This window comes from Vibrio sinensis, from assembly GCF_003605645.1.
GTDB lineage: Bacteria > Pseudomonadota > Gammaproteobacteria > Enterobacterales > Vibrionaceae > Vibrio > Vibrio sinensis.
In genome coordinates, this window is record NZ_QVMU01000203.1 from 1 (window position 1) to 367 (window position 367).

Consider the following 367-nt stretch of genomic DNA (forward strand, 5'->3'; position numbering starts at 1 on the left):
AGAAAGAATGGTGGGTCGTGCAGGATTCGAACCTGCGACCAATTGATTAAAAGTCAACTGCTCTACCAACTGAGCTAACGACCCTTAGTGGTATCCCGTAGGGGAGTCGAACCCCTGTTACCGCCGTGAAAGGGCGGTGTCCTAGGCCTCTAGACGAACGGGACACTAAGTGTTGAAACACCTTGGGGGGTGTCTCTATCTCTTAAACTTTATAAACATATCAATCTGTGTGGACACTCATCGTGAGTAATCATCGTATAAGGAGGTGATCCAGCGCCAGGTTCCCCTAGCGCTACCTTGTTACGACTTCACCCCAGTCATGAACCACAAAGTGGTGAGCGTCCTCCTCGAAAGGTTAAACTACCCA

Annotated in this window: 2 tRNA genes and 1 rRNA gene; all 3 read right to left on the bottom strand. The window is 49.6% G+C overall.

From position 1 onward, the window contains the following. Window positions 1–8 precede the first annotated feature (8 nt). A tRNA-Lys gene (locus tag DZ860_RS24195) sits at window positions 9–84 on the bottom strand. Window positions 85–88: 4 nt separating this feature from the next. After that, window positions 89–164: transfer RNA gene (locus tag DZ860_RS24200), tRNA-Glu, on the bottom strand. Window positions 165–258: 94 nt separating this feature from the next. Next, window positions 259–367 (bottom strand): 16S ribosomal RNA (locus DZ860_RS24205); the annotation flags it as partial.